This is a genomic window from Blautia sp. AF17-9LB, assembly GCF_003479185.1.
Lineage (GTDB): Bacteria > Bacillota > Clostridia > Lachnospirales > Lachnospiraceae > Fusicatenibacter > Fusicatenibacter saccharivorans.
The window spans coordinates 90500-111670 of sequence record NZ_QUGU01000012.1 but is presented as its reverse complement, the minus strand read 5'-3'; the positions used below and the strand labels follow the sequence as shown (position 1 = coordinate 111670).

Below are 21171 nucleotides of genomic sequence, written 5' to 3'. Positions count from 1 at the left end.
TGGATTGTGCTTTTCCTTTCTTTTTGTTCCCTTTAATTAGCCATGAACTGCTTGATCCCCTGGGATTTTGCACCTGGGTTATCATTTCCGTAACCTTCGAGAAGGTTTACAACACCCCATGCGCCCAGACCTGCGCCCAGGGCGATCACAAGGATCTTCAAAGTATCAATCGCGCTTGCAAAAAATGCCATATAGTTCCTCCTTTAATTTCAGAAATTTTAATTTGTGATATGGCCGTATCAGGCCGGAAACAAAAAAAGCCGCCGCACTGTTTTTAGAAAAAAATCTGTTTCAAACAGCACGGCGGCATGGGGCAGGAAAAATCCTGCGGTTATTTACTTTTCAGGGAGAATCACGAATCCTCAAAATATCCTCCTTTCATCGTGACAAAAACAAAGCCTGCCAGGGCGTCATGCTTTGACAGGCAGGAACAACTCTATAAAGTCTGGGAAGCCAGATCTTCGGCTGTGACTTCATAATTACGGTATCGTTCACCGGGACGCATCGGCATCCGGGTAGAAAGAAACTTTTCGATATTAAAAGCGTTCTTCTCATTAAAATCGGAAAGCAGTTTGTAATTTGGGTGTTTGGTTATATCGTATTTCCGGGAGAGGAACGGCCGCACACCCCTGATCTGCAGCAGACATTTGCCCCCGTCCATAACTGCCAGTTCATCCACCGACATCAGGTCCTTTCCCAGCTTTTGAAAATTTTGTCCGTGGGATTCCTGATTTCCCTTTGTGACACTGGTGTTATACAGATCAATAGTCTCTTTCCCTAATAGGGAGTTCCAGCTTTTTAAGGTAGTTTCTTCTTTGCCTCCTAAGAAAAGAGAGGCGTCACAGTTACCGATGATGGTGTCCATGTTGTCTTTATACAGGGCTTTGAGCTGGCTTTGCGCCTGCAGCACCAAGCAGGCAGAGATCTCACGGCTTCGGATGGTCGCCATAAGACGCTCCAGGTTCGGGATCTGCCCGATATTTGCCGCCTCGTCGATCAGGCAGCGCACATGGATGGGAAGCCTGCCCCCATATACATCATCCGCCCGCTCGCATAAGCGGTTAAACAAAATGGAATAGATCAGACTGATCAAAAATGCAAAGGTTCCGTCCGTATCACTCATAATAAGGAAAAGAGCGGTCCGTTCATCCCCCAGCATATCCAGATCCAGCTCGTCATACATGGTAATTTCCCTGACTTCTTTAATGTCAAAAGGAGCCAGTCTGGAAGCACAGGAAATAAGGATCGACTTCGCTGTTTTTCCGGCAGCGAGCTTATATTTTTTATATTGACGCAGGGCAAAATGATCCGGGTCTTTCTGTTCCAGAGCGTCAAAGAGAAGGTCAACGGCATTTTTGAATGACTCGTCATCCTCACGGACCTCCATTGCGTTCAGCATTTCTACCAGTGTGGCAAAATTCTGTTCGTTTACCGGAGCTTCATAGTAGATATATCCGATCAGTGCCGTATAAAGCAAGGTTTCTGCTTTGACCCAGAAATCGTCTCCGGCTTTTCCTTCGCCTTTGGTATTGGCGATCAGGGTAGTGACGATCTTCAGAATATCTTTCTCGGAATGAATGTAGGCGAATGGGTTAAAGTGCATACTTTTCTGAAAATTGATCGTATTGAATACCCGTATTTTATAGGGCTCATAGATAATCTTTCCTTTTTCATTACGCATAGGCTTTCCGTCCTTGTCCAGCTTTGGTGTGCCTCGCTGCAACATCTTTCCGCATTCCACAAGGACTGTACCTTTCGGATCGGTGACGACGTAGGAACTGTGCATTTGCATCAGATTGGGCTTGATGAAAAAGCGCGTTTTTCCCGAACCTGATCCTCCGACTACCAGTACATTTTTATTTCTTGCATTGGCCGGATTTTTGGGCCGTCCGTTTAACATCAGTCCTTCACTTTGGGTAAGAATGATATTGTTTTCCGGCTTTGGGTCCATAAATGGGGCAATATCGGCTTTATTTCCCCATCTTGCAGAACCATATTCCACATTTTTGCGGTATTTCTTAGCGTCTTTCCCTCTAAGATAGACTGCCAGCCGCATAATGGCTGCACCGCATAAACCAATCAGCCAGTCCATTGCCGCTCCCGGCCACATACTCTGAAACGCAAGGGCAAAGCCTTCGGACAGTCCTAACAGCTTTTGGGAAGCGTCTGCTCCGGGAGCCAGACGCACCGCCTCGCCCAGCTTGGCAAATACCAGAAGGAACAGAATATAAGGCAGATGGAGAATGACCTGTTTTTTCAGTGTTTCTGCATCAATCTTCATCGTTCCGGTCCTCCGTGTTCTTTGTTCTTTACACGGTCACGGCCAAGCGACTGCGCCAGTTCTTTGAACTTATGAAGCTGTGTAAGCAGCGACGGTCTGGTGCTGCGTGTAAGGTCTTTCTTCGTATATTCCTTAAAAGCTGCCGTCAGTGCATCCGCCTGGTTTGCCTTGAAATATACCGTCCATTTTGGGGGATCGGTCCCAAGTTCCTTTTCTATATGGTAGCGTACCTGATGTTTCCTGGCATACCGTTCAAAAGAGCGGATTCGCCCTGAAACTTCAATGGTATTGGCTCCGGGGTCTTTATAAGTCAGCCGCTTCATGCTGTTGCGCCCGACTTTTGGCATTGTGCGTTCCTGTTCCATCTTTTGGAGTACCGCAGCAATAGCCGCACGCAGTACCCGCCCTGACAGTTTTGCTGCCTGTATAGAAACAGAAACCGTTCGTTGTTCGAGATCTTCCTGCAAGAGCATCCTCCTTTCTGATAAAATCGGTATTTATAATATGGAAATAACTTTTTACCGGCTTTCCCCAAGAACCTGCTGTCGGGAAGCGTGTTCAAAGGCTTTTGCTGCCTGATCGACCTGAATTTTAGCATGTTTCAAAAGCGTCTTGATGATCGTAGCCGGGCGTTCCTGTTCCTCCAGATGATCGACCATCCCTTTGCACTCATCCGGGAGGTATTCCGCCATATCTTTCAACACATCGGAAAAGTTACCCATAAAGCCCCAGCAGCTATCCGACAGCTCCCCGTTTTTATAAAGCTCAAACCCATAACATTCGCCATGCAGATAGGAATCGTAAGCGGCGACTTCACTGCGCATCAGTGCGTCCGCTTTCTGCCGGATGGCGCCGGTCATCTTGTCAGCGTCAAATTCCTTTAGGGCATCTTCTTTGGAAACATAGATCCAGCCGACCTGTCCGCTGTCCCATTCTGCATGAGGGGCCCTGCCTGAGAAACTTTCTGTACTCATGGCAAGACCTGAGTGGTCGTAGAGATAGAGGGGGAGCATCAGATACTTTTCCGAAATTACTTTCTGCATTGCTTCATCGATCGCCCGTTCCTCTGTCTTTGGTCCATGCCGGAAACGGCTGCTTACAATGTTTACCATCCGTTCATAGCGTTTCATGCCGGCTTCATCATGTCCTACGGTATCTAAATACATTTCCCGCAGGAAGTCGTCTTTGTCCATATAGTTGTGATGGTCGCCCAGCGCATAGCGGGGATGGAAGCATACCATCGTCCCAAAATGTTCATCTACCTCACGGGGAGAGATCAGAATATCGTCCGGCTGCACCATAAGGGCATAAGGTTCATTTACTGCCATTAACATAATTGGCTCCTTTCTTTCTACAAATCCGGGCCGGAATGGTGCATCATCGGTTTTTCCCGGTGTTCATTGGTTGCAGGCTGCTTGACTGCAATGATCTCGCCGGCAATCCTTGCAAATTTTTCAGGGTACTTGAACTGCTCCCCGTATTTCTCCATCAAGTCCGGGGAAAGGTCTGTAAAATCTTCCTCGCCAAGACCAACGATCAGAAAATTCCCGGACACAATATCATAAACGTGGCCGTCATCATCAAAGAGAGCCCGGTTCAGAGGCAGTCCCATCAGCTTGCCTTCATCATTGCAGATCAGAGCCACCGGGTCCTCATACGGATAGACCGCCTGAATGTCTCCACCCACTGCCGCCTGCAAAGATTTCAGACCGCTTTCAATCTCCGCAGCATAAGGGGACTTGCCCGGCTCTACCATTAACACTTTCATAACTGTATATCCTCCTTCTTTTTCATTGCCATACCGGGAGCGGCTGGCGTTTTTTCCTGGGTTTTTGCCACAGAGAGCTTCCCCAGGACGGAAGGCTTCTCCTGGTTTTGGGGCGTAAAAATACCGCCCTCCGAAACCTCGGCGGCGGCATGTTCCGTTTTGGTCTGTTCCAGTCCTTCAACCGTATAACCAGGTAAGAGAGTGCCATGAACCATAAAATGACGCTCATATTCTTTCGGAATTGGCGGGGAAATTTCCGTGAATAAATGGGAATAGGCTTTCTTCCGCCCGTCCAGGTATTTTATGGCTGCATTCTTATCTGTATATCGTTTCTGGTTTTGTCCGGCAATCTTTTCTCCATATCCCTGCTTCGGGGAATGAATACGGACTTCCCATGTCACATACCAGGCAACCGGAATACTCTGTTTTGTTTCCCTGTCATATTTCGTATCTTCCCAAATACTGCAGGTCATCTGATAGACCCGGTTGCTGATTTTCTGATCCGCCCTCCAGTTATCGGTGTCTTTCCACTGATTGCCGGTATGTTCAATCTCAGGTGTACGAAGATATTCCAAAGCCCGGTTGATCGTCTGTGTTGCCGCTGCCTGCTGTTCCCACTGTTTTGCGGCAGCCACCACGATTTCATAGGCTTTCTGCTCCCCGTCGATACTTCCCTGGCGCATGGCTTCCAGGCTATCTGTTCCCATTGTGATCAGTGTAGAAATATCCACATTTTCACAAACTACGCTGTGCTCAATTTTAAGCTCCAATCCCGGCGTCAAGTGGTCGCCATACCGGTAGGCATGATAATCTTTATTTTCTTCCAAAATGCTGTTCACCTCCTGCTATATTTCCGGCTCGTGGTTTTTTCTGGAAAACGTCTGTGCCGGTGATTTTTTATCTGCCGGCCTGTTTGCCGCAAGCTGATCCATCACGGAAGGACGGCCGACGCCGAACATGGATAGCTGCCCGTCCGCCGCCTCACGAAGTTCAGAAACAGAGAGGGGAAGCGTTACATCGGCATGGGTCAATAGCTGTTCCCGTTTCAAATCCTGAATGATCTCGTCAAAAACAGCGTTGATTGCACGGCGTTCTTCCCCCACAGGGAAGGCTTTCAATACCTCCATTTCTCCGTCTTTACCGGAAACCAGGGTAAGGGCACAGTCGGCATGGCCTGCCAGATAATCCGATGTGTAGGGCAGTTTGTCCTTGATATAACAGGCAAAGGCTCTGGCTGTCATTTCCACATTGCTGTCCCAATAACCGCCGTCTTTTTCACATTCTTTTCCCATGCGTACCGAATTACGGTAAAAATCAGTTTCCGTCCGTCCAATCTGCGGAGCTTCCTGCGCCTGCATCCCGGAAAGCATACGCTCAAAAATTTCCAGCCGTTCCCGTTCACTTTTGGGAATTACCCGGCCGGTAACATTCTTCTTAAATGCGCTGATCTGTTCCACAGAGCCGGGTTCGCCGGACAAAAATGCTTCCCGCAAGACTGCGTAGGTTTCCATCTGTTCCTCATTGCCATACCGTTTCAGGGAGGCAAGAACCGAGGAATCCAGCCAGCTTGCCGCATTTTTCCGGGTGCGTTCTGTTTGTGCTTCCGTGCGCTTTGCTGCCTGTTCCGGTGTTTCCGGTTTATACTTCATGGTGTCAATGAGTTTTTGGAACGGCGCATAGAGGTGGGGCTGTTCTGACAGCATCCCTTTTGCTCCCATCTTTGTACCAAGATAATCGTCAAGTCCATGCCACCATTCATGTGCCAGGGAACCGGCCCCGTGCATTTTTGTAAGATTGATGACTGTACGCAAAGGTTCATAATGAGCTGCAGCATTGCCACTGCCTCTTGCACCAAAAGCGATAGCAAGTGTTCCCTGATAAGCAATATCTTTATCGCTGATCTTAAGGGCTGACGCCAGATCCTTTAGTGCTTCAAATCCCATGTTAAGGGAGGTCTGCCGGTCGTTCTGGTTCATCCAGTTTCCAAACTCACCGCCGCGGAACCCAAAGGTATCAAGATAATGCTGTCCGGTGATCTCCACGCCATTCCGATAATCCGGTCCGGTACGTTTGACATGGGCAAGCTGTGGAGGGACAAAACGGATCTTTCCGTTTTTGTTCCTGCCTTTGGCAAGTTCCTGCACCCATTTCAGGGCAGCTTCTTTGGTCTCAAAATTGGTCCGCAGGATCGAATAGCCTTTTGTCACATAGTAGGTACCGGGTTTCCAGTCCCCATTTTTAGAATAGGTCTGTTTCCCGTCGTTGAAGTGGATCGCATAACCTTTCGGTATTTTCTGCTCTTTGGAAACACAAAACTGTTCCTTTTTTGCTTTCTGAGCAAAGTTGCGCTCAAAATATTCAGCCGAGCGGATCAGCATGGTATTGGACAATTTGTTTGTGATCACGGGATTGTCCTGTCCCTTTTTCGTTGCCCGGTAATGGATTCCGCTTCCCCAGCCCTGTACCTTTTCTAAGTATCCATTGTCAGCGAAAAAGCGGTCATAGGCTCTTATGGCATCCTCCACAGTACGGACATCTGAAAGCACTGTCTGCAATTCCCGGACTGTTTTTATATATTCCTTTTGTCTCGCGGTCCGTTTTTCCGGGGTGTCATCCGTGCGGTAATACTGAGGGGAAGCGTTTAAGCCGTCCCTCGCTTTTTTGATAAAATAGACCACGCCAAGAGGAATCCCTTCCTCCAGCATGGCTGCATAGTCCGGCTTTTTCCAGACATTATCCTTTTTCACAAATTTTTCGGCTTCGCGCTCATTCATGGCTTCCAGATCATCCGCATACAGCCCGCGGTCTTTCCACAGGTCTTTTTTCGCACCGCCGATCTTTTCGCCGAAATCTTCATGCACTCCTGCCAATCTTCATCACCTCCAGTCTGTGTAGAATTCTTATCGCTCCGGGGCAGGGCGGCGTTCTTCGTTTTTGAGAAGTTGTGGGAGGTTTCCTGTGAGCCGGTCAGTTTCCCTGCGGATCAGTTTGTCCAGAGCGCCTAAATCCTCCGGTGCAATGGCAAACTCCCGGTAATTTTCATACCACAGGCCCGTAGAGACTGCCGCAATGGGCGCAATTTTCTCCGAACCGGATGGAAGAAGGCGATACACAGGGGCTTCGTCATAAAGAAGCATCTGTTTTGCCGTTCCCTGTGGTATGCGGTACTTATCCATATCCGGGTTCTGGGCTGCCTCCATATATTGCATATTCAGGCGTTCTTCTAAATCCTGGGGCATATAACGAAATGCCTGATCCATCCACTGTCTGAACATCGTGGAATAGTGGTACTGCCATTCCGTAACTTGATTCGGGGCATAAGAAAATCCCCAACTTTTCAGAGCATCTTTTTCGTAAAGCTCCATTTCAGTCCATTCTTTCAGGCTGACCGTAGCCGCTGAACCATCTTTGCGTTCGACATTGACGCCGCAGGGATAGAGGATATTTCTTTTTATATCCTGCCGCAGCGTGTCTAAATCCATCATCAGGACATCTCCGTACAAGTGACCGCCCTCTCTGCGATCCGTATGAAACAGGAAAACCCTCGCTCCGATAAACTCCGTTGTTGAGATCATTTGATGAAGATCCGCCGTAGAACAATAAGCAAACAAAGCGTCGGAAAGCCACATGTGATTTTTCTCCATGATGGCAATGGAATCAGCCCCGGTATTTGTCGCCAGAGAACGCATATTAAATTCGCATTCCCTAAGAAAATCTCCGGCAAAAATATGGAGCTCATACGCAAAGATGGATAAGTCTGTATCACGGATCAAATGAATCTGCGGTAGTGGTTCCTGATTCAATCAAATTCCTCCTTTCATGTGAACCTGACAATTACCGGCTTTCCTTATCATGGGAAGATGCCGGCTGCTTTTTTGCCGGTTCCGTTTTTGCTGCCTGTTCCCGCATTGCTTCCAAAACAGAAGGGCGCCTTTCCGCAGTCTGTTCCAACCGGGCAAGGGTATTAAGTGCCCACTCCGCATTACGGTTAATGGAGGATATAAGAGCGCCCTCCACTTTGAAAGCACCTTTGAACACCCTGGCAATCTTTCCATTTTCTTTTGCGTCTGTCTCCGCAGGTTTTCCTTGAATAGCACGGCCCATATTTTTGAGATGCCGCTCCATTTCGTGATATTCCGTACTGAAAGCGTCAATTCTGGCAACAGCCCTGTTGTTGGCCTGCATACTTTTTTCTGCTGCACTTTGAATGGACTCCAACACCGGTCTGACATGTAAAAACTGTGTGATCCCATTCAAAGCAACAGTACCTCGTTCCCTGAAATCGGCAAGGATATTCCTGCACCCGTTTATGATCTGGCCTTTGAGTTCGGAAAGACGGTGACGCATAACGGAAATATTCATCTCCATAGCTTTACAGCTCTTTTGGAGAGTATCTTTCAGGGAATGGTTCTGTAATCCCTGCATTTCCTGACGCACTGCCTTTAGTTCCTCGGTTGCCTCCAAAAGACGCTGCTCCATCCCGGTCACATGCTCGATTAGCTTGGCAAATTCTTCATATCCCGGTGTATTGTTGTCTTTTAGGAGAGCAAGCAGCTCTTTGACCTGCTCATTTTCCGCAATCGGCTGGCTATCTGTCTCCGTCATTCATCAATCCCTCCCATCTGCCGGTAGCTGCCCTCTGGCAATCTTGCCAACAATCTCCGGACCGGTTTCATAAATCTGCATGAGGCGTTTTGCTGTGCCGCAGGGCTGTGCAGCTCCGCTGGTCCAAAGACGCACTGTGGATGGGGCAACATTCATCAAAAGCGCAAAGCCCTTTTCGTTCATGTCCAGCTTTTTCATCAGCGATTTAACCATATCGGGGCCGTAGTCTGGACACCGGGAAGCCTCGGCAATCATCTGCAAAGCGGTATTTTCAATTTTTTTCATTTTCAAATCCTCCTGTTATTTGTTTTCCAGCCCTATGCCGGGGCAAAGCCGATCTGGTTGTGTTTCATCCTTTTGGCAAAGTCCGGCATCGAATAATTTACCCCGTCAATTTCTGCATGGGTGTCATCCAGACGATGGCAAACAGCAAAATGCCTGTCCCCGTTTCCATAGAACAGGCAAAGTAAACCATTGTCAGGAATAGAAAACAGCGCTTTTCCGGCGCTGTCTGTAAAGCAGATCTGTTGAGATCCATTCATGTTGAAATCCTCCCTAAATTGAAACAGCCGCCTCTTTTGGGCGGCGTTGGTGCTGGCTGGTTTGCAGTTGTTCCCGAACCTCCAGCAATTTTTCATTGTAATCTTTTCCCATCCGGGGAGGGTTGACACTTACCCGGATATGACGGAAACGTTTATCCTCGTGGAGCATGGTCTTGATTTTCCGGGCATTGACAAATCCGGCAAGATCGTGGTCCATATAAAGGGTAACACGCCGGATCTCCGGGTGGCGTTCCAGAAAAGAAGTCAGCGCCACATGGGAAGTACCTCCCAAAGACAAGCGGTAACCATTCCATTTCCATCCCTCCAGCTCTTGAAGCGTTGCATGGGAAAGCGCATCAATAGGAGCTTCAAAGACTGCCACATGCCGGCTACCCGGACTTTGCGGGGGATAACAAAAGTTATATCCTTTGTCGCTGCCATAGACATCCTTTTTGAGATTGCCGCCGATACTGCGCATACAGGCGAACTTCGCTTTCCCGGAATCATCTTTCCCTACAAATACACAAACCGGTTCTCCATGATACCGGGCTTCGTAAAAAATCCCGGCTTGTAAACACTGGCGAATGACTTCTGAGCTGATTCCCCGTTTCTGCAAATAGGAGACCGCAGCGGTCGCGCAACGTCTGGCCCAGGGGAGAGAGAATGCTTTCTTTTCCGGTTCTTTTGATACCTGTATTTCTGCCGTACTTCGGTAAGCCGGTGTATGTCGGATTTCGCCACCTACCAGAGCATGAACCGCATCCACAAGACCATATCCCCGAATCTGGATCAGGTAGTCCAGCGCATTGATACTCCGTCCACGGCTGTTCCAGTACCAGTACCTTTTCCCGGTCACATATACCAGACTGTCATGTTCCTTATGCCGGAAATTAGGTCCATCCCGTTTCAGCACACCGGGTTCATGGAACTGCAGGTAAGTAAACAGATCAGCTTCCCGCGCTGCCTGAATCTGTTCTTTGGTTACGCCGGGCATTGTACCGGCACAGTGATTCTTTTCATCGTGCTTTGCCTCCTTCCTGTGATGGAATGAAAAAAGACACCCAAAGGTGCCTAACAGCCGTACAGATCGTGATTGACCTCGGCACGGTAATAGCTGTCCATTGTAGCCGGGGCATTATACAGCGCCGCCAGCAGATATGCTTTGATATTTCCGACCTTCGTCGTGTTCTTGTCGATACAGTCAAAGACATACTCTAAGTGACCGGAATTGATCTTCAGGAACCGGCTCTTGACGATCTCCCGCGGAAAATCATCTCCGGCGATGCGTATGTAAGGGCGTTTCGACAAAATCACTTCAAGCATAAGTTCAAGGGTTTCGTCCAGACGTTCCCTGCCATACCGTAAGACCAGTAAGTCATATTCGATATTTTCTTTGATGATTTCACGATAGGCTTCTATCAGCTCTATCCGATCCATCCCATCCGTGCGGCTTGCCGCTTCCGGCTCTGCCGGATAGATTGATGGATAAGTTATTGATTTATCTTTTTTTGATTTTTTTGTTTTTAATGGATTAGTATTTAATTGTACCGGATTTGCCTGTTCAGGTTCCGCCTGTTTAGGTTTTGCCTGTTCAGGTTTTACCTGTCTTGGATTTTCCCGTTTAGGTGAAAGCCCTGTGTTTTCGGTGCTTACAGGCTGCTCATGGATCGTATATTCAATGTCTCCCAACTGCCCGTTATCATAGCGGAGGCGCTGCCTGGTGAGATAACCATGCCGCTCCAGTTCCTTCAGGGCAGTAGTGATAGAATCCACACCGTCCTTGCAGATATGGGCGAGTCCTTTCGTGGTATAATCCCAATCTTCCGGCAGCGACAACATAAGTGATAAAAGCCCCTTTGCCTTTAAGGACAACTCCGTATTGCGCAGATGGTGATTGCTCATTATCGTAAAGTCCTTTGTTTTCTCTACACGGAATACTGCCATTGTATCGCCTCCTTTCTTCGACTATTCCGTTACAAGGCATGATCCCTGTGGTCATAATGGAGATGACCGCCAGAGACCTTCGCATGGTTTTTCAGTTTCACTTCGCCCCGTTCCTGGCTCTCTAAAAATTTCTGATAGCCGGCATCTGTAAGGAACAAGCGCATCTTATCGCCTTTGTCGCCAACAGGGGAATCGTAAGACAATACATCAAAAATGATCATGTGCCTTACCTCCGGGTCAAAACGTTCAAGCGCCATGATGTCATGCCCCTTCAATTTTTCTGCACCTGATTGTTGTCTGGCCTCGGCGATCTTTTCTCCAATCGTCCGGGCTGGATAGGGCAGACGGTAATTCTTCTGAATATCTTTTACCAAGTCCATGCACTCTGCATTTGACAGAACACGAAGTTTTGCCATAAGACCTTCTGCCGCCTCCCGCTGTTCGGAATTATTTGAATACCGCACGGTCATATAAAGTTCATTCAGGATCTTTGTCTGATAATCGCCCTCAACCTGAAAGAGCAGCTTTTTTTCCATTTCGTTTAATTCCATGGGGATCTCCTTTCTCTCGAAAATGAGTATGAAAAAAGGGCGTCCACCTATAAAAGTGAAACGCCCACGGCAACCAGCGGTCAGACATAAAGCCGGACCGCTGGCACTATTAAATTTTGTCGTTAATAAAACAGCCTCCTTTTTTCTTTATAGTTTTCGTCAATTTTCAACTTGGAAAAGGAATTGAATAAAAGACGACAAACGCTCAAACCCCTTGAAAATAAAGGCTTTTTCTGTTTGTCGTTATTATACCGTAACGGCATTCCCATGTATCGTTATTGATCAATATGGGATTTACGGTATTAGCAATCGCAGACCGAATGGGACATGAGAGCATTGATATCACTTACCGATATGCACATCTGTTTCCAAGTGAGCAGACACAGATGGCAGAACAGCTGGATATTGAAAGGATGGAAAAATCAAATGGAGAAGAATCTGGACAGTAAAGGAAGATGGAGAAACAAAATCGTAGCATTCCGGGTATCACCAGAAGAAGCAGAGCAGATTGATGCATGTGTCCGATTGTCAGGACTTAGCAAGCAGGACTATATCACAAAACGATTAACTAATCGAGAAATTGTGGTACAAGGAAATCCAAGAGTGTATAAAGCATTGCGAAATCAGATGGCAGAGATTTATGAAGAATTGAAACGTCTGGAAAAATGCGGTGAGGAAAACGAAGAGTTGCTGAGTACCCTGAAATTGGTCGCAGAGACATTGTATGGATTGAAAGGGGATAATGAATGACAGAAAAAGAAAAAATGACTGCTCCGATTGCATCTGTTGGCGCAGATGTGGAACAGTCATCAAGTAATAAATTAACCAACCAAAGTATAGCAGATTTGCCCGGTAAGGGCAATCTGCAAGCCACAAATAATGCGGAAAATATAGCAAAATCAGCAAATAAAAAGAATCCAGATGATCTGGAAACAGTTTCCATGATGGAATTATATGATACTGCATATCCACCAAAATTGCCGATTGTAGATGGACTTCTGTATAACGGAACTTATCTGTTTGTTGGTTCGCCGAAAATTGGAAAATCATTCTTTATGGCACAGATCGGGTATCACATCAGTAAAGGACTTCCATTGTGGGGCTTTTCAGTCAGACAGGGAACGGTTCTCTATCTGGCACTGGAAGATGATTATGCAAGATTACAAAAGCGATTATCACAGATGTTTGGAATGGAAGGCAGTGAGAATTTTTATTTCGCTACAAAATCAAAATCGCTCAATGACGGACTGGAAAGGCAGCTTGTAACATTTGTGACGGAGCATAAAGACGCAAGACTGATTATCATTGATACTCTTCAGAAAGTGCGTGAGGTTGGTGGAGATAAATTCAGTTATGCCAGTGATTATGAGATTGTAACGAAGCTGAAAGCATTCAGTGATAAATATGGTATCTGTTTTCTGGTTGTGCATCATACAAGGAAAATGGAATCTTCAGATAGTTTTGATATGATTTCTGGCACGAATGGATTGCTTGGAGCTGCGGATGGAGCATTCGTCATGCAGAAAGAAAAACGGACAGATAATAAGGCAGTTCTGGAAGTGGCAGGGCGTGACCAGCAGGATCAGAAACTGTGGTTGAACTTTAATCGGGAGAGATGTGTATGGGAACTTACCAAGACAGAAACAGAACTTTGGAAAGAACCAGAAGATCCAGTGTTGGAAAAAATCAAAGAACTTGTAACAGAAACTACGCCAGAGTGGGCAGGAACAGCAACAGAGCTTGTGGAAGTATTGCAGGTGGAAATGCAGCCGAACGCATTATCACGAAAATTAAATGTCAGCTTGGAACGATTGATTCTGGAATATGGAATCCAGTATAAAGCGGAACGAGGACATGATGGAAGAAAGATCAGATTAGCCTTTGTTGGAAAACAAGCGTGACGATATGTGACGGTTGTGACGGTATTTTATATAGTGTGTCGGTAGTGAAAATATCGTCACTATCGTCACGACCGTCACGGAAAGGAGAAACATGGAAAGAAAGTCACAGGTGCAGATACCAAAAGATTTATTACTGGCATTGTTCCAGTACCATCTTGCCGGGAATGAGGAATATCTGCCGGAGATAGAAAAAGCATTGATGGAAAAATTAGACAGTATGGTAAAACGTCAGTTATATACAACATTCAAAACAGCACCAACCGAGGAAGAACGGGAAAAGGCAAGACAAGAGTATTTGGATAAGTGTGGAATGCATGAGAACTTTCGTTGGTAAAGATTCTGCTTGATGACCTTATGACAGGAGCGTGCCACGCACCTGTAAATAGCAGACAAAGAGAAGGTTTGTAAGGTGTAGCCGGTAGTTGATTGGCGAAGAAAAAACTTTTCAAAAGGGGGCCCTGATTCAGGGCGTCCCTGCGGAAATGATAAATGAAGGGAGAATGACACCATGAGAGAAGGAAGATTAGGTTACAACAGTTATAACAAAAGATATGGATTATTGTCATCCGACTTATGGATTGATCCAGGATTTCACTGCAGAGAATGTCTGGAAGTTCTAGTTGATGATCAGTGGGTAAAGACACGAATGGAAATGAATCTGGCGAGAGAATGGTATTTGGTGGGAACACCGTATTGTGGAGATCTGGAGTATGTACGGGCAAGGATACGGGAATAAAGCAGACAGGAAGAGTAATAGTCGGTTTGTTGTTAGTGAAAAAATAAGCCCGGATATGGGCAGAAAAAGAGGGCGGATACGCCCAAAATGAAAAGCGAAAGCAAGTTGTGGTAGATGTAAGAAGCATCTCACAAAGCCCTCGGCGTTTGAGAGCGAAATACACCCATCGCACAAACTTCGTTTATGCTCTGTGTATTTCGCCCTTGCAGGGGGCTATTATAGCCGGAAACGGCAGTAAGTTCGTAAACGGATGCCGATGCATCCACTCACAAATGATATGGCAGAATTTATTTTGCCGAAGACAAGGAGGGAGTGCCTATCGGAAGAAATTCATTTATTCAAATGACAAAACTAAGCAATGTAAAAGGCAGAATCACTTATATATCCAGTCACGCAAAACAGGAAAATCTTTATGCAGTTTATGAAACCATAGAACGGAAATTCTGGCGGGAACTTGCAAAATGTAATCAGGAAGAATTTGCAAAAAGTGGAACAGAAGGAAAATGTATTGAGGCAAGAGAACTGATCATTGCTTTGCCAGAGAGTTTTACAGAATATCAGCCGGATAGATTGCTACAGCTTTTTACAAATCATTTTAAACAGAATTATGGAACAGAGTGTATTGCTGCTTTGCACCACAATAAAAGAAAGACCAATTATCACATTCATTTGATATTTGCAGAACGGAAACTACTGGATGAACCAATCATTAAGATTGCCGGCAGAAATATGTTTTATGATGAAAATGGAAAACATGTCCGAACCAAGAAAGAGATATTAGGAGAAGATGGCGAGATCCGAGAAGGCTGCAGTATTGTGAAGAAAGGAGAAGTCTATGAGAAGAAGCTGTTTACTGCGAAAGATGAACGCTTCAAGTGCAATTCATTTCTGGATGAGGTAAAGCATTCTTATACAGATTTAATCAATATTTATGTGCAGGACGAGAAACAGAAACTACAGGTATTTGAGCGTGGCAGTGTTTATCTTGCAACAAAGAAAATCGGAAAAAATAATCCGAAGGCACAGGAAATAGAAGCGGATAATCAAAAACGCCGGGAATGGAACAGAGCTGTTGATATGGCATTGATTAGTGGAGTGCCGGAACCGAAGATAATGGAAGTGAAGCGGAAAGAAATCACGGAGCCAATCAGGGAATCAATTGCCCGGCGTGGAAACAGACCACGATTATTTTCCAGAGTTGTAACAGTGGCTGTTGAGGCATTGGAGTTTTTGATAGCAAGTGTGCTTTTTAAGAAACCCAGGGAAGTGCCAAAACAGACAGAGCAAACGGAAGCAGAACACCCAGAGCATGTTGCTGAAAATAGCACGGCAGCAGTCAAGACAACAAAAGAAGAAAAGGCAGAACCGGAACAACCTAAAATGACGAGGCTTGCAGCAAAGTATCCGAAACTATTTAAAGTGAATAAAGAACTGGAAGATCAAAACGGTGCAATTCAACAGAAACAAAAACAGCTTTCTGCAAAGAAGAAAGAACTGTCAGAAGTTACGGGATGGTTTAAAGGAAGAAAGAAAAAAGAATTGCAGAAAGAAATTGATGAACTGAAAAGCCAGATCAGAGATATGAAAGATTACCTTCCGAGGATTGTGCAGAAGATCGGTTATAGAAGTGTACAGGATTTTTTAAAAGATTTTAAGGTTTCTCAAACTGAGTATAGCGAGTATCGAACTGCAATAGCAAAATGGAAGAAAGAAACTGGCAAAGAGCCAGTAGCACATGGTATTAGAGCAAAGCTGGCAGAAAAGAAACAAGAAATACAGAATGAACAGAAAAATAAACAGCATACCCGTAGTCAGAACAAAGATCGGGGAGCAAGATAGGAGGACAATCATGGAGAAACACATTATGGGAGAAAATGGAATCAGCTATACTTTAGGAGAGGACGGTCTGTATTATCCAGATCTGTATCTTCCGGAAGAGACAGAGTATCCGATTGGAAAGTATGGAATGTTGAGAAAGTCATATTTGCAGGAACATCGGAAGGGATTATATCTGGAGCTGGTATTTGCCGGGAAGTTAAATAAACATTTGCATCAGATTGATGAAGAGTGTAATCAGATGATGGACAGACTGGTAGAGCAGATGAAAGAAAAGCAGGGAGTGACGGAAGAACTGAAGATGCAGGATCAGATGGCATGGGTTGGGAGAATGAATAATATCCGGGCATGTGCGGAGGAGATTATATTGAAGAAAATCGTATATAGATAAATGGAAAAGGTGGTTATAGTTGCCACCTTTTTTAACTGTAGGTGGAGCATATTTGTGAAAATAGGATGGAGCAATTCTCACAATTATGATAAAATTTGAATAGAACTATGTCTGCTTTGGATATAATTCATGAGCTTATAAAGAATGTGAAGATTGGAATTATGAGAAATATGGAAAAGAAAAAAATGACGCAAGAAGACATTATGAAATTATTAGACTCTTGCTATGAAAAATGTTTAAATGGAATACCGATGGTCAGTCCCGGTGTTGAAGATATGGCAAATGATTATTTGTCAAAGCACGAGACAAAGGAAAAAGCTTGTAGGGATATGCTGAAAAATCAAATTGCCAAATGTACAACATCAGGAGTTGTAACAGGACTTGGTGGCTTTATAACAATGCCAGTTGCGATACCAGCGAATATTGGAAGTGTAATTTATGTACAAATGCGGATGATAGCTTGTACAGCATATATGGCTGATTATGATTTGAATAGTGATCAGACACAAACCTTTGTATATGCTTGTCTTGCAGGAGTTGCAGTGAATAGTTTGTTAAAACAGGCAGGAATCAAATTTGGCGTAAAATTTGCAAATGGTGTTATAAAAAAGATACCGGGAAAGGTCTTGACGAAGATTAATCAGAAGGTTGGTTTCAGATTTATTACGAAATTTGGGTCAAAAGGAATTGTAAATCTTGGAAAGATGTTACCAGGAGTAGGTGCTATTGTAGGTGGCGGACTGGATTTAGTGGAAACGAAGGTTATCGCAGATCGTGCATACAAATGGTTTATGACAGGAGATTTTTCTGTAAAAGGTGAGAGTAACGACGATGTTATAGATATAGATAAATATAATGATATTATAGTATAAATATTGGAAAAATTAAAAAGAAAACAGAAGAGGAGAATGAATTATGGATGTATCGTCAACAATATTTCAACCAATATTTGAAGGTGTAAAGCAATATGTTGTACCGTTGTTTCAAAGATCATATAGCTGGGGGAAGAAAGAGTGGATGATTTTATGGACGGATATAAAGGAACTATATGATTCAGAAAATCCAAGACAACATTTTATGGGATCATTGGTTACAATTCCAGCAAAATCTGTGCCGGAAGGTGTTGCAAAGTTTTCATTGATAGATGGACAACAGAGAATTACAACATTATATTTAATTTTAATGGCAATGGGTGATTTGTATAAAGAAAGTGGACAAATAGAAAAATATGAAGAAATTAAGAATATATATTTGGTAAATCCATATAAAAAGGGAAATGATTATTATAAAATTTTACCAACGCAAATTGACCGAGACGTTTTTAAAAGCATTAGTTCAAATCCGGAAGTGAAAATTGAACATGAAATGTGGAATGCATATAATTTTTTTAGAAAAAAATTGGCATTAAATATTGATTTGGATCGTATGAAAAATATAATTACAACAAAGCTATCTATAGTAAGTATTGTATTAGACTCATCAGACAATCCATATCTTGTTTTTGAGAGTTTGAATCATAAAGGAAAACCTTTATCGGTTGCGGATTTAATTCGAAATTATGTTTTTATGAGCATACATATAGAAAAGCAAGAGGAAGTATACAGAGAAAAATGGAAACCTATGCAAGATCGATTAGGTGAGTCAATTCCTGAATTTGTACGGCATTATTTAATGATGGGAGGTGAGTATATTAATACGGGTGACGTCTATAATGTTTTAAAAGAACAGATTGATAATGAAGGTGCAGAAGAATATCTGGAAAGGCTATGCATATATTCAGAAATGTATGATATTTTTTTACATCCAGAAAAAGAAGATAATATAGAAATAAGAAATGAATTGATAGTTTTAAAGGAATTAGATATTTCAACATCGTATCCATTATTGCTGAATTTATATAGTCTGTATAAACAAAAGATAATTGAAGCGAAAGAACTGGTACAGATGTTATTTGTTATTGAAAATTACATTATAAGAAGATTTGTATGTGGCGTTCCATCTAATCAATTGAATAAAATATTCCCACCGATTTTTTCCCAAATGCAAAAAATTGAAGAGGATTCATATTTATTAAAATTAAAAAAAGCATTACAGGCGAAAAATTATCCTAAGGACTATGATTTTAGGGAATGTTTAAAGACTGCAAAACTTTATGGGAATGGTGATCGAGTAAAGAAAACTAAAATTATATTAGAACGGATAGAACAATCTTTTAAACATAAAGAAATAAGCAGCTTAGATAATATGACAATAGAGCATGTTATGCCACAAACACTTTCTGACGAATGGAAAATACATTTAGGTGATGATTGTGAACAAACCCATGAATTATACTTAAACACGCTGGGAAATTTAACGCTTACGGCGTATAATTCAGAATTGTCAAATGATAGTTTTAAAAGAAAGCGTGAAATATACAATGAATCTCATTTAGAGATGAATAAGTATTTTTCAACGGTTGAAAAATGGAGCGATATAGAAATAAAACAAAGAGCAGGTATTCTTGCAAGTAAATTGATGAAAATATATCCATATTTTGGTGAAACAATCAATAGTAGCGATCTGTCAAGTGTAACTGGAACAAAACCTTATTCGTTAGTAGTTCTTGGACAAGAATTTAATGTAAAGACATGGGCAGATGTTTTAATGTATACATTGAAAGTTGTATCTGATTTAGCCCCGGATAAGCTTGAAAACATAGAAACGGATTATCCATCGCTCGTTGGAAAAAATGCAAAAATTTTTAGAAGACCTAAAGAGTTGTGCAATGAATATTATTATGAATCAAATTTAAGTGCAAGTCATATATATAATTTCTGCAAACAGTTGGTCAATGTAATGGAGTTGTCAGAAGATGAGTGGAAAACAGAAGTAACAAATTAGAACAGAATGTTGATAGCTCAAAGAAACATTGACATAGGTATGTTTTATATTATTTTATGCGAGCAAATGAAATATTTTGGAATAGACAATAAAATATTGACACCATATACGACACCACATATAATATAGATAGGAGGTATAACAAATGTCAAAATGGGATAAACTGATAACACGTATATGCAATTTATCGAAAGACCTCCGGTTTGATGAGTTACGGAAGGTATTGGAAAGCTACGGATATGAAATGAATGCACCAAGAAGTGGAAGCAGTCATTACACTTTCAGAAAGCAAGGGTGTATGCCAATTACAATACCAAAGCATGAACCAATCAAGAAAGTATATGTAGAAATGGTAAGGCAGATTGTAGAAAGTGAGGCGAAGAATGATGAAGACACTGAATGATTATATGGCAATGTCCTATCGTATGGAAATCGTGGAAGATAAAGATGAAGGCGGATTTGTAGTTTCTTATCCGGATTTGCCTGGTTGTATTACTTGTGGTGAGACAGTGGAGAGTGCGGTAGCAAATGCATTGGATGCAAAAAAAGCATGGATTGAAGCTGCATTGGAAGACGGTGTAGAGATTCATAAACCAGACAGTTTGGAAGATTATTCCGGACAGTTTAAATTGAGAATTCCACGAAGCTTGCACAGATCACTGGCAGAACATTCTCAGAGAGAAGGAATCAGCATGAATCAATACTGTGTGTATCTTCTTTCCAGAAATGATGCAGTGTATTCAAAATAATGATTGTGAAAGTTTTTAATGCAGTTATAATGGAGTGTCAATGTATGAAAATAAAAATCGGTATGTCAGGACAACATATATGAAAAGTGAATAGCATAAATTGATTTTATGTGATAGATATTCATAGGTGACTGAATGATTTTTTATAGTACAATTTTATAGATGTATTGTTACCATGACTGTAATTGATAAAGAAGGAGAAATCTGCGATATGGATAAAAAAGAAACATTTGGTGGAGAAATAGCAAAGCAATTACCAGTTAAGGATATATATAATGATTTGGCACATCCTGCGTTAAGTACAGTAGGACAGGGATTGCAAGGGGTAACTAAATTAGCGTTAGCACCAATATCTGCATTAGTATGGGGGTATGATAAAATCGCAGATTACTTAGATGTTGCGATACCTGAATATTTTGAAAAAAGAAAAATAGAAAAAGAAAAGATTATTTCTCCAGATCCTATGATTGCAGTTCCAGTAGTTGAGGCAATGAGATATACTTCGCATAAAGAAGAATTAAGAGAGATGTTTACTAACTTATTAGGGGCAGCTATGAATGCGGATTCTATTGATGCCCATCCAGCGTTTGTAGACATAATAAAACAATTATCCCCAGATGAAGGGAAAATGATTAAGTACTTATACCAGGACGATAAACAACCGATGATAAAGATTAGAGTCAAATTGGATAATGGTGCTGGTGAGAGTGATATATTGCCATATTTTAGTGATATATGTTATAAAGCTGATTGCCAATATCCACAAAAGTTTCCGGAATATTTAGATAATTTACATAGGTTGGGAATTGTTGAGGTATATTACGAGCGATTTTTGGTAGATGAAAAGTATTATGAAGAATTGAAACATCAGCCATATTTTCCGCATATAGAAGAAAATGAGAAAATCAATATTGTGGAAAAGAAAAGTATGTATGAACTAAGTGAATTTGGAAAAGAATTTTGTAAAGTGTGTTTGTATTAAAG

Annotated in this window: 25 protein-coding genes and 1 pseudogene; 12 read left to right on the top strand and 14 right to left on the bottom strand. The window is 43.0% G+C overall.

The annotated features are described in order from the left end of the window. Window positions 1–32: 32 nt before the first annotated feature. The 14 genes from DWX00_RS13700 to DWX00_RS13635 form a co-directional block, all read right to left on the bottom strand. Entirely contained in the window at window positions 33–191 is a 159-nt protein-coding gene (locus DWX00_RS13700; protein WP_055156893.1) for a Maff2 family mobile element protein, read from the bottom strand. Window positions 192–436: 245 nt separating this feature from the next. Further along, window positions 437–2281, bottom strand: coding sequence for a VirD4-like conjugal transfer protein, CD1115 family (locus tag DWX00_RS13695; RefSeq protein WP_117552645.1), 1845 nt, complete (start codon window positions 2279–2281; stop codon window positions 437–439). Continuing rightward, a complete protein-coding gene (locus DWX00_RS13690; RefSeq protein WP_223385988.1) occupies window positions 2278–2754 on the bottom strand; it encodes a PcfB family protein in 477 nt (158 codons plus the stop codon). Before DWX00_RS13690 ends, DWX00_RS13695 begins: the two co-directional genes overlap by 4 nt. Window positions 2755–2799: 45 nt before the next feature. Beyond that, the gene (locus DWX00_RS13685; RefSeq protein WP_223385989.1) at window positions 2800–3609 is read right to left on the bottom strand and encodes a hypothetical protein; all 810 of its coding nucleotides are present in this window, start codon (window positions 3607–3609) and stop codon (window positions 2800–2802) included. A gap of 23 nt (window positions 3610–3632) precedes the next feature. Further along, window positions 3633–4049 carry a DUF3846 domain-containing protein gene (locus DWX00_RS13680; protein WP_064786913.1) on the bottom strand — a complete coding sequence of 139 codons (417 nt, stop codon included), beginning with the start codon at window positions 4047–4049 and terminating at the stop codon, window positions 3633–3635. Beyond that, window positions 4046–4876 (bottom strand): hypothetical protein, encoded by an 831-nt coding sequence (locus tag DWX00_RS13675; RefSeq protein ID WP_118427274.1) that lies wholly within the window; start codon window positions 4874–4876, stop codon window positions 4046–4048. Before DWX00_RS13675 ends, DWX00_RS13680 begins: the two co-directional genes overlap by 4 nt. 18 nt (window positions 4877–4894) lie before the next feature. After that, window positions 4895–6823, bottom strand: a complete 1929-nt coding sequence (locus tag DWX00_RS13670; protein ID WP_223387514.1) for an LPD1 domain-containing protein — start codon at window positions 6821–6823, stop codon at window positions 4895–4897. Between the two features lie 126 nt (window positions 6824–6949). Continuing rightward, window positions 6950–7852 (bottom strand): hypothetical protein, encoded by a 903-nt coding sequence (locus tag DWX00_RS13665; RefSeq protein WP_118427270.1) that lies wholly within the window; start codon window positions 7850–7852, stop codon window positions 6950–6952. Between the two features lie 31 nt (window positions 7853–7883). Continuing rightward, window positions 7884–8654: a DUF6674 family protein gene (locus DWX00_RS13660; RefSeq protein ID WP_117514319.1), complete on the bottom strand. Its 771-nt coding sequence runs from the start codon at window positions 8652–8654 to the stop codon at window positions 7884–7886. A gap of 3 nt (window positions 8655–8657) precedes the next feature. Next, window positions 8658–8939, bottom strand: a complete 282-nt coding sequence (locus DWX00_RS13655; protein ID WP_117514321.1) for a helix-turn-helix domain-containing protein — start codon at window positions 8937–8939, stop codon at window positions 8658–8660. A 32-nt stretch (window positions 8940–8971) separates the two neighbouring features. Beyond that, window positions 8972–9196, bottom strand: coding sequence for a hypothetical protein (locus DWX00_RS13650; protein WP_117514323.1), 225 nt, complete (start codon window positions 9194–9196; stop codon window positions 8972–8974). 13 nt (window positions 9197–9209) lie between these two features. Further along, window positions 9210–10190 (bottom strand): DUF3991 domain-containing protein, encoded by a 981-nt coding sequence (locus tag DWX00_RS13645; RefSeq protein ID WP_117514325.1) that lies wholly within the window; start codon window positions 10188–10190, stop codon window positions 9210–9212. 77 nt (window positions 10191–10267) lie between these two features. Then, on the bottom strand, window positions 10268–11140 hold the full coding sequence (locus tag DWX00_RS13640; protein ID WP_117514327.1) for a DUF6017 domain-containing protein: 873 nt from the start codon (window positions 11138–11140) through the stop codon (window positions 10268–10270). A gap of 29 nt (window positions 11141–11169) precedes the next feature. Continuing rightward, a complete protein-coding gene (locus DWX00_RS13635) occupies window positions 11170–11691 on the bottom strand; it encodes a DUF5720 family protein (protein ID WP_117514329.1) in 522 nt (173 codons plus the stop codon). A gap of 257 nt (window positions 11692–11948) precedes the next feature. Between DWX00_RS13635 and DWX00_RS13630 the strand changes: the two are divergent. From DWX00_RS13630 to DWX00_RS13575, 12 genes and pseudogenes are all read left to right on the top strand, one after another. Then, window positions 11949–12140, top strand: a pseudogene (locus DWX00_RS13630) (site-specific integrase); the annotation flags it as partial. Next, window positions 12118–12441 carry a plasmid mobilization protein gene (locus DWX00_RS13625; protein ID WP_118595539.1) on the top strand — a complete coding sequence of 108 codons (324 nt, stop codon included), beginning with the start codon at window positions 12118–12120 and terminating at the stop codon, window positions 12439–12441. The pseudogene DWX00_RS13630 and the gene DWX00_RS13625, both read left to right, overlap by 23 nt. Continuing rightward, window positions 12438–13592, top strand: a complete 1155-nt coding sequence (locus DWX00_RS13620) for an AAA family ATPase (protein WP_118595538.1) — start codon at window positions 12438–12440, stop codon at window positions 13590–13592. The genes DWX00_RS13625 and DWX00_RS13620 overlap by 4 nt, the downstream gene beginning before the upstream one ends. Before the next feature lie 91 nt (window positions 13593–13683). Beyond that, complete coding sequence (locus DWX00_RS13615) at window positions 13684–13926, top strand: hypothetical protein (RefSeq protein WP_055284201.1); 243 nt, start codon at window positions 13684–13686, stop codon at window positions 13924–13926. Window positions 13927–14100: 174 nt separating this feature from the next. Continuing rightward, window positions 14101–14328, top strand: a complete 228-nt coding sequence (locus DWX00_RS13610) for a DUF5348 domain-containing protein (RefSeq protein ID WP_118595537.1) — start codon at window positions 14101–14103, stop codon at window positions 14326–14328. Window positions 14329–14670: 342 nt separating this feature from the next. After that, complete coding sequence (locus tag DWX00_RS13605) at window positions 14671–16167, top strand: coiled-coil domain-containing protein (RefSeq protein WP_199669512.1); 1497 nt, start codon at window positions 14671–14673, stop codon at window positions 16165–16167. Between the two features lie 10 nt (window positions 16168–16177). Continuing rightward, entirely contained in the window at window positions 16178–16555 is a 378-nt protein-coding gene (locus DWX00_RS13600) for a TnpV protein (protein WP_118595536.1), read from the top strand. Between the two features lie 161 nt (window positions 16556–16716). Beyond that, on the top strand, window positions 16717–17427 hold the full coding sequence (locus DWX00_RS13595) for an EcsC family protein (RefSeq protein WP_118595544.1): 711 nt from the start codon (window positions 16717–16719) through the stop codon (window positions 17425–17427). Between the two features lie 43 nt (window positions 17428–17470). Next, window positions 17471–19438 (top strand): DUF262 domain-containing protein, encoded by a 1968-nt coding sequence (locus DWX00_RS13590; RefSeq protein ID WP_118595535.1) that lies wholly within the window; start codon window positions 17471–17473, stop codon window positions 19436–19438. 145 nt (window positions 19439–19583) lie between these two features. Beyond that, window positions 19584–19841, top strand: a complete 258-nt coding sequence (locus tag DWX00_RS13585) for a type II toxin-antitoxin system HicA family toxin (protein ID WP_118595534.1) — start codon at window positions 19584–19586, stop codon at window positions 19839–19841. Then, the gene (locus tag DWX00_RS13580; protein ID WP_118595533.1) at window positions 19825–20187 is read left to right on the top strand and encodes a type II toxin-antitoxin system HicB family antitoxin; all 363 of its coding nucleotides are present in this window, start codon (window positions 19825–19827) and stop codon (window positions 20185–20187) included. The genes DWX00_RS13585 and DWX00_RS13580 overlap by 17 nt, the downstream gene beginning before the upstream one ends. 211 nt (window positions 20188–20398) lie before the next feature. Then, the gene (locus DWX00_RS13575; protein ID WP_158578868.1) at window positions 20399–21169 is read left to right on the top strand and encodes a DUF4393 domain-containing protein; all 771 of its coding nucleotides are present in this window, start codon (window positions 20399–20401) and stop codon (window positions 21167–21169) included. Window positions 21170–21171: the final 2 nt, after the last annotated feature.